We start from the raw sequence: 9,048 nt of genomic DNA on the forward strand, positions 1-9,048 counted from the left end.
ATCCGAAACGGCGCGGTCTGCGACCGGGCAAGGGAATCCAGCACTTCCCGCTCACCATCGGATACCGGTAACGGATCGGCAGCAGCAGTCATGACATCGAATACTACACAACTGTCTATTCAAAACTGAGACGGCACACTAGCGGCGCTCATGGCAACGGCAGAAACCTTAGCATGGCCGCCCGGTGGATCACCAATCGGTATTCGCCAACGTTCACAAATGTGACGAACGCGATGCAAATTTCGGACAAACGTGCACTAACCTGGCAGGATCAAGATCGCGCCAACACAGGCAGCATGTCGTTCCCGCGAATGTCAACCGCCTGTTTTCCCAGTTCAACGCAATGAAGCGAGCCGGACAGATCGGCCACGGGGCGCGCATGGCGGCATTGGTACCGGCTGCGACCAGGTGAAACCGGTCCATGTTGGCGACTGACAGCGCATGTCGGCCTATGCGGGAACGCCGTGCCGGGCCGTGACGGCCGCTGTCAGGCGCTACGCAGGGCCGTCGATCACGCATCGATCACGCAGACCGACCGAAGTCCGCAGCCAAAATCCGCTGCCTTCACGCTCAGCCCGCGGAGTCACCCCGCGGACCAGAAGTCCGCTGTTCGACAAATGGTTGGAGCCCAGGCGGGATTGTCGGTACGAGGACCGCGTCGACGCCGTACAGGCATGATTACTCATCGCCCAACTAACATCGACGCCACACCAAACCCGGCGGTCGCCCACCAATCCAGGGTCAACAACGGTCCTCATCGTTACAGCTACATTCCGCCCTATCACCAACACCGCACCGAGATTGTGCAGGTCGAAGTCGCGGCGGTCGGGGTCATGCAACCATCGGACAGCGATCATTGGCGGCTAGTCATGAGCGCTAAGCAACGACACCGATGATCTTAGGTTGGGGCATGGGTATCGAAGTCAAGGGCGTCGATTCAAATGCGTTGTCATGGGTACCGATGTGAGGCGCAGTGGGTTCCTCGACAACTGACCAGTGGGGGTGGCCGCACGACCACCCCCAAACTGGCGCTATTGGATGTTCGAGCGGCGGATCACGTCGGCCGCGCCGCTGCCAAGGGCGTCAGAGTTGGTGGTGCCGAACCAGATCGCGTTAGCCCCTGGGATCTTCTCGACCGCGCGCAGGCGGCCGTAGGTGCTGACGAAGTAGGTCGACGCGGCTCCGGCGGAGGTGCCGGACAGCTCGATGCGCCACAGCCGCTGGCCGCGCATCGCCGCCACGTAGACCGTGTCGTTGACAATGGCGATGCCGCTCGGCGACGCGGTGCTCACCGAGAACGTCATCTTCGGGTTCTCCATTCCGGACACGTTGCAGGTGCCCTCACAGGTCGGCCAGCCGTAGTTGCGGCCCGGCAGGATCAGGTTCAGCTCGTCGGCGCTGGAGTTGCCCAGTTCCGAGGACCACAGGCGACCGGCCGAGTCCCATGCGAGGCCCTGCGGGTTGCGGTGGCCGTAGCTGTAGACCGCAGTGTTGAAGGGGTTGCCCGGCGCAGCTGCTCCGGTTTTGGTGATCCGCAGGATTTTCCCGTTGAGCGAGTTGAGATCCGGGGACGTGTTCGTCTGCTGCGCGTCGCCGGTGGTGACATATAGGTATCCGTCTGGGCCGAACTTGAGCCGGCCGCCGTTGTGGTATCGGTTGTAGCGGATACCGCCGAAAATGACGGTCCGGTTGGACAGTGTGGTGCCGTTGTAGGACATGCGGACGATCCGGTTCTGTGTCGTGCCACCGTCGTTGGAGGTGTGCATGAAGAACACATCGGTGTCCGTCGTGCCGTTCCAGGTCGGCGACATCGCCACGCCCATCAGCCCACCCTCGCCGCCGCTGCTGACGCTGTTGGGCACCGTGCCGAGCTGTGTCTTCGTGCCGTTGGGCAGCACCCGGAAGACCCGGAAGGTGTCCCGCTCGGTCACCAGAGCCGCGGAGCCGTTGGGATACCAGGAGATGTCCCAGGGCACATCCCAGCCGCCGGCGATGGTGGTCGGGGTCTGCGGCACGCCACGGCTGCACGTGGCGGTGGTGAAGCTGACCGCGTTGCTGGTACCCGAGACGTTGCCCGCCGCGTCCTTGGCCCGCACCCGCACCGTGTGAGCGGTGTTGCAGGTCAAGCCCGGCACCGTGGTGCTGGTCGCCGGCGGGTTGCCGGTGACCGTGTGGATCACGGCGTTGCTCGCGTTGAGCACCTCATACGCCGTCACGCCACGGTTATCCGACGATGCTCCCCAGCTCAGGTTCACCGTGGTCTGGGTGATGTTGGAGTGGGTGAGGTTCGTCGGCGTGGTCGGCGGGGTCGGGTCGCTGATCGCCTGCGTCCGGCACAACACCTCGGGACTGGTGTCGGAGACGTTGCCCGCCGCGTCCCGCGCGAAGACGGAGATCTGGTACTGGAAGTTGGGCTGCAGACCGGTCAGGTTGTAGGGCGGAGCCGGTGGCGCCGGGGCGGTCGCGATCTGGGTGCCCAGGTGGAAGATGTCGTAGGCCACAACGCCCACGTTGTCCGATGACGGTCCCCAGTTGAGCGTCATCGTCGTCTCGCCGATGTTGCTGCAGCTGGGCTGGCCGGGGGCGGTCGGCCGCTGAGTGTCGACGGGGGCCGCCACCCTGATCCGGTCGACGTTGGGGCCGCCGTTGGCCGTGGTCGCGGTCATGCGGATCGTATTGCTGCCCGCGTTGAGCGACACGTTGCGGGTCTGGGTGGACCACGTGGACCAGGCGCCCGTGCCGGGGAAGGACACCGACTGCGCCCCGGTACCGTTGGCTGTAATGGTCATCGGCCGGTCGGTGGTCGTCCCGTTGGCGAAACGGATCTCGACGCTGAAGGTGCCCGCTGCGGTCGAGGACACCGTGCATTGGATGTAACTGCCGGCGGCGTTGTCCATGTTCACCAAGCCGGTGCCCGTGAAGCCGGCGTGGTTGGATTCCACGACGCCCTGCGAGATGGTGCAGTTCTCCGCCTGATAATCCGCGAAGGTCTGCGGCGGGGTGACTTCGAAGTCGAGGAAGTCGATGCTGGCCAGCCCGCCGGCCGTCGTCGGCGAGAGCCGGATCGTGTTGCTTCCCGAATTGACCTGTGCCGTCAGCGTTTTCGTAGCCCAGGTGCTCCATGCCCCCGTCGGGGCAAACGACGAAGCCGGTTGCACCGGCGAGCCGTTGACGATGATGTCGGCCGACCGGTCTGCCGAGGCGCCGTTGGCATAACGGATCGCGATCGTCGCCGTGCCCGTGTTGGCGGCGTTGACGGTGAACTGCGCCGCAGCGCCGACAGCGTTGGCGCCATTGCAGAAACCGGTGCCGGAGAAGCCGGGCCAGTTGGAGTCGATAGTGCCGTCACAGATGGCGGGGGCGGACTCCGCCTCATATCGGGTGGGGGCGGCTTGTGCGGCCGAGGTCGGCGGCACCAACCCGAGGGCAAGCACAGCCGCCGTCAGGACGCTGATGCGTCTCATGCACATTCTCCTATCCACGAAGGGTGTTACCGGATCTCCATCTCCGCCGCGAGCGAGAACTCCTGCCCGGAGGGTGAGTGCGACAGGAGGGATTGGTGTTGTTGAGGTGGGTATAGCGGAACCGCACACCCGGGTGGGGGGCCAGATGCAGTAGTGAGTCCACAATGGACAGGCGGCCCCTGACTCCTGGCATCTCCGTCGACGTCAGGAAGGTACCGTCGATCAGCGCGATACGGGCTCCGTCTAGTGCCGTGTCGAGCGCATCCGACCATTGCCCGTAGCAAGGGGCATAGACGAAGTCGCCCAGGCGGTAGCCGACGAACCGTAGCCGGCGGTGGGCTGGGCGGTGCCGTGCGGGCGTGGCCTGGTGAGGCACACGCCCGCACGGCGAGCAGCGGGTCATCGGGCGAGGCCCGTCCACCGCTCCCGCGTCCACCCGGTGATCGGCGAGGTGGAATCAGAGCAGTCGCTCAAGACGTTGATTCTCCTGTCAGCCGGTGTAGGCGATGTCGGGGCGTGGCGGCTGGGCCATGCCGTTGCCGAGGAAGTAGTCGACGTTGCCGGATTGCAGGTAGCCCTTGAGGGTCATGCTGTTGCGGTACGCCGGGTTGTGGGCCAGGGTGTACAGCCTGGTGTTGGTCGCCCGGTCGGTGGTGAAGATGACGAGTTCGTCGAATTCTGGGCTGGGCAGTACCACCTCCTCCCGCCAATCGCCGAGGATGTCGGCGATGAGGGTGGGGTAGACGCTGTTGCCCAGGGCGGTGACAGCGCCGTACTGCGAGAAGGTCACCTGTCGGGGTACCGCCCAGGGGTCGGATGGGTTGGCCGGGTCCCACTTGACGATTCTGGCGTCGCGGTTGTCGGGGGTGGGCTCGTTGGAGAACAGCTCCCGCAGGAGGTCGCCGTCCCACCAGACACCCATGTGCGGCCACGGCTGTTTCCTGGTGTTGGGCTCGACCAACCGGTTGGTCGCAGCGTTGTAGAGGCCGTTGGGAGTGCTCGTGTAGTTGACCTCGCCGTTGAACGACCAGGTTTCCATGCCGGCGTGGCGGGGGTCGATGTCGGCGACCATGCCACGGCCCGCGTCGGCGCCGGGGGCGTTGGTGCGGTGTTGCCAGATCATGCTGCCGGTGTCGGCGTCGTAGTAGTAGTCGAGCATTCCGCTCGGGTGGTCCTGCTGGATGCCGTACCCTTCCAGGCCGGGCCGGGCTGGGTCGATGTCGGTGATGAACCAGCGGTCGCCGTGCACGATGCCGTGGGGAGCCAGCGAGTAGCGCAGGGTGCCGTTGCCGTTGAGCATGAATCCGATCTCACCGACCTCGTCGCGGCCGTCGCCGTCCACGTCGATGATTCGGGTGTTGTGCCCGTCGGGCAGATTCTGGTTGCCGCGCAGGAACTTCCACTGCATGGTGAGCGAGTTGCCGGTGAATCGCCAGGCGGTGTACATGAGGTTGAAGCTGCCGGAGCCGATCCGGTTCTTCATGTACGCCACCAGGCTCGGGTTGATCCCGTCGAGGTGCCCCACCCCGAACCGCGCGTACATAGGCCCGTCGGACAGGTAGTCGGTAGGCACCGGGGCGGTCGCCCTCGGCGCGCCGGTCATGCCATCCAGGATGGCGATGAACTGGCGGTTGTTGTCGGAGTTGGTGAACGTGGTGCCGTTGCCGAATCTGACCCCGTTGGCGATGCGCACGGCCACCTCGGCCCGGCCGTCGCTGTCGAGGTCGTAGACGGTGACGCCGTCGTTGTGGCCCACGTCGATGGTGGACGATCCGCCCTCGATGTTGTTCTGGTTGGTGCTGTTGGGGCCCATGTTGACCGACCACAGGAACTGCCCGTTGCCGCGGTAGGCCTCGATCGTCTGCGGGGACGTCTGCCGGTCGAGCACGTAGTCGTATTCGCCATCGCCGTCGAGGTCGCCCACCCACACGAACTTGATCGCGCCACCGGAGCGCAGCGGGACGCGGACCACGGGCTCGACCGCGTGGTTGGCGGTCAGCGTAAAGGCGCCGCTGGGCGCCTGCTCCACGCCGTCGATAACCGGGCGCACGTGGTAGGCGTTGGCCTGCGACAGGTTGGCCGACGAGTCCACATAGTTGGTCCCGCCGGTCAGCACCGACGAGTTGAGCTTGACGGGCGCGCCGCCTGCGGTCGACCGGTAAACGTTGAACCCGATGCCCGCGGGATCCAGTCCCAGCAGCCGCCACGTGACCAGGACGCTCGTGCTGCTGGAGCGGACGGCGACCACGCCGCGGCCGAGGCTTTCCATCCGCCTGCCAGTTGGCGGGGTACCACCCGCTTCGAAGTCGAGGTAGTCAATGTTGGCCAGCCCGGCCGCGGTGGTGGCGGCGACGCGGACGGTGTTGGCGCCCGCGTTGACCGGGAGGCTCAGAGTGCTCGTGGCCCAGGTGTTCCAGGCGCCGGTACCGGGGAAGGCGACCGTGGTGCCGTTGACGGTGGCGGGCCGGTCGGTGGTGCCGCCGTTGGCGTACCGGATGCTCACGGTCGCGGTGCCGGCGCTCGGCGCGTTCACCGTGAACTGCACCGCGGCCCCGGTTGCGTTGGTGCTGTTGCAGAATCCGGAGCCGGAGAAGCCGGGGTGGTTGGAGTCGATCGTGCCGTCGCAGCTGGCGTTCTCCGCTTCGTACCGGGTCGCCTGCGCGTGCGCGCCGAGCGGGAATACCGCGACCGTGAGCGGCAGCACGGTAGCTGCCGCGACGAGAAAAGCAGCTCTTCTTCTCATGGATGTGCTCCAAAGTAATCTAGGTCAGGGGAGGTGGTGGCCGACCAGGGTGAGGCACTGGATCGCGGCCAGGCCGTACTGCGAGCTGGCGTTGGTCGACGCAAAGCTCGTCTCGTCGATCGGCTTCAGAACCGCCGGGAGTTCGACCCGCTCGGTCCGCCAGTGCAGATTACGGGGATAACCCGCGTGGCCGGTGTGGAACTCCAGGCGCGGTTCCCGGCATCGACCAGCCGCGCCAGATTGTTGATCGAGCGCACGAATTCCCGAGCCGGTGATGTAGTTGTCGAACGAGTCCACATCCTTGTACGTATGCGGGACGCTCACCGCCACCCACGCCGAGTCGTTGAAGGACGGAGCTGGGGCTCCGGCCACATCCTGTTGCACCAACCGCCAATCCGGATTCAGGCTGTACACCGCTCTACGGCTCGCCGTCGCCGCCTGCGCGCTGCGCTCCCGAACCAGTGGCACGGCCACCGCCGACGCATCGACACCGGCCGCAGTGCCAGCCAACAGTGCCCTTCTGCGTATCCCCGCTTGTTCCGTCGCCATAGTGACCTCCTTCATGTGGTGTGAGCTGACGCCGACAGACCTTGGCGTGCGAGCGGTCGGGCAACCGCCAATCGGCTGACGGCGGCCCCTGCAGTGCTGCCGTCACGCCGGGCTTGCGGGTGAGGGCGGGAGTGTGGTTCCACTCTCGCCCCACGGGATTGGGTCGGCGGCTTTGGCCTGACCGGTGGGGACGGCAGCCTGCCGGGCAAAGGTCGGCGTGCCGAAACCGGTCGGCCTATCACGTGCCCGGAACGTGGAAGGCTTTGGAGTGGCCTAACTACGTGGCTTGCTGCCCCTCAAGACCACATGTAACAGATATGTTGCCTGTAGAACAGAGAGGTGTCAATCAATGTGGACTCGATCGCTGGGCTCGGGACGCACCGTAAGCATCGCCGCGACATTGGGTTAGCAAGCGAACACCTCAGGGCGTACCCGGTTCTGCATAGGTGAGCACCTGCACGCAATAGGCGCGGGTCGTGATGGCGCGTTACCACGTGACACCCGCAGATTGTCGGACAGGCAAAGTCGTGGTGGCCCAAGCGGAATCGGGATAGCCGGGCAGCCACCACCCGCTGTTCTCCCGAAACAGCCCTCTATCTGTGATATACGCCGCGCACCACGGGGGTAGAACTTGCGTCGGCCAGCAGCCGCGAGCCTTCGCCGACACGCTGTAAATCCCCGGACCCCTTCATCCCGGGGAAATCCCCGGGGTACACCCGGGGACTTCCCCGATGGTTCAGTGCGCGACGTTCGAGGAGGCTAACGACATACAGAATCAAGCAAGAAGGCCCAGCTAGTAACTCGTTATCACCCTGCTGGCCCCCGTTTTGGAGCGCCCCTTGAGTATCCTCACAACGCCTCTCGGCGCGATGCGCGGCTGGCATCGCCCGCTGATGGCGAACGCGACGTTCATGTTCGCCATCATGCTGGTGTGCGCCGTCGGCGTGTTAGTTGACGATCGTCTGCTCATGGGTGAATCGGTATGGGTGAAGCCGATGAAGTTCGGCTTCGCCATGGGGCTGTACGGCCTAACACTGGCGTGGCTGCTTAGCAAGCTACGCAAGGGCAGGCGCATCGGCTGGTGGCTCGGCACCGTCTTCGCGGTCGCCGGGGTATTCGACGTGGGTGCCGTCGCCTACGCCGCCGCACACGGCACCTTCAGTCACTTCAACGACAACGCCGACCCTGTCGCCCAGACCGTGCAGACGGTGTTCAGCTTCGGCATCATGCCGCTGCTTGTGACCACGCTGGCCATCGCGATCCTGGTGCTGATTCAACGCACCGGCGACCGTGCACTTAGCCTCGCCCTGCGCGCCGGACTCGGACTGGCCGTGGCCAGCATGGTCGTGGCGGTCTGGCTCAGCAACTCCTCAGGTGTCACCTCCCGCACCGTAACTGACGCCAACGGTCACCTGGTGGCCATGACTGGTGGCCACGGCATCGGCGACCCCGATGGCAACGGAATGCCCCTCACCCACTGGAGCACCACGGGCGGCGACCTGCGCGTGCCGCACTTCATTGGCATGCACGGCATCCACCTACTACTGCTCCTCACGGCCGTCCTGGGCCTACTCGCCCCCCGGCGCAGCCGGCTACGCGACGAACGGGTTCGTGCTCGGCTGGTCGGTGTCGCCGCGCTCGGCTACACCGGTGTGTTCACGGTGCTCACCTGGCAGGCGAAGCGAGGCCAGTCGGTGGTCCACCCCGATTGGCAGACCCTGATCGCCTTCGCAGCAATAGCGGTGTTCATCCTGGCGACGGCCGCCGCAGTGATCATTACCTCGCGGAGGCGACCCACACCGCCCGTCGGGAAGGGCAACGCGATGATTGCCGTCGACAGGTCGGATGAACACCCGAGTCGGTGAGGACTGGGCGGAAGATCTCGCACCGCATACCTTCGACATGCCGCTCGTCGTCGCCGGCCGCCACGCCGCCGTGCACGTCGGCGACAACAAACTGTTGTGGTGCACCGAATCGCTATGTGTTCATCGGGTCCCCGTCGCCGCATAGCGATGTTTCCTCACGTGCCGGCGCCCAAAAGGGGATGCCCCCGCCGTCGGTCACAACGTTGTGCATGAAGCGGTTCTGGCACGCCTCGACCGGGCTCGGTCCGCTTTTGGGCCACGACGGGTGGCTGGTGGCGTTCATAGACGCGGTCGGGATCGGCCTGGCCCTGCTCATTTTGCGGGTGGAGTTCGCGCTGCCGCTGGCCGCGCTGGTCTTCCTCGGCGCGTTCATCCCGATCGTCGGTGCCACCCTGTCCGGAGCCGTCGCCGTTCTCGTGGCCCTGGT

General features: G+C 65.6%; 4 protein-coding genes and 1 pseudogene. 2 read left to right on the forward strand and 3 right to left on the reverse strand.

Features of this window, described 5'->3' with window-relative positions; translation table 11 throughout:
* Nucleotides 1-1,031 precede the first annotated feature (1,031 nt).
* From DM816_RS37330 to DM816_RS37340, 3 genes are all read right to left on the reverse strand, one after another.
* A complete protein-coding gene (locus DM816_RS37330; RefSeq protein ID WP_117215226.1) occupies nt 1,032-3,464 on the reverse strand; it encodes a PQQ-dependent sugar dehydrogenase in 2,433 nt (810 codons plus the stop codon).
* A 490-nt stretch (nt 3,465-3,954) separates the two neighbouring features.
* Nucleotides 3,955-6,207: a rhamnogalacturonan lyase family protein gene (locus DM816_RS37335; RefSeq protein WP_117215227.1), complete on the reverse strand. Its 2,253-nt coding sequence runs from the start codon at nt 6,205-6,207 to the stop codon at nt 3,955-3,957.
* Nucleotides 6,208-6,231: 24 nt separating this feature from the next.
* Nucleotides 6,232-6,756: an exo-rhamnogalacturonan lyase family protein gene (locus DM816_RS37340; protein ID WP_162908229.1), complete on the reverse strand. Its 525-nt coding sequence runs from the start codon at nt 6,754-6,756 to the stop codon at nt 6,232-6,234.
* An 839-nt stretch (nt 6,757-7,595) separates the two neighbouring features.
* On the opposite strand from DM816_RS37340, the gene DM816_RS37345 reads away from it, so the two are divergent.
* The gene (locus tag DM816_RS37345; protein ID WP_246002577.1) at nt 7,596-8,621 is read left to right on the forward strand and encodes a hypothetical protein; all 1,026 of its coding nucleotides are present in this window, start codon (nt 7,596-7,598) and stop codon (nt 8,619-8,621) included.
* 269 nt (nt 8,622-8,890) lie between these two features.
* A pseudogene (locus DM816_RS37350) lies at nt 8,891-9,048 on the forward strand (AI-2E family transporter); the annotation flags it as partial.

This window comes from Allorhizocola rhizosphaerae (genome assembly GCF_003426775.1).
In the GTDB taxonomy this organism is placed as follows: Bacteria; Actinomycetota; Actinomycetes; order Mycobacteriales; family Micromonosporaceae; genus Allorhizocola; species Allorhizocola rhizosphaerae.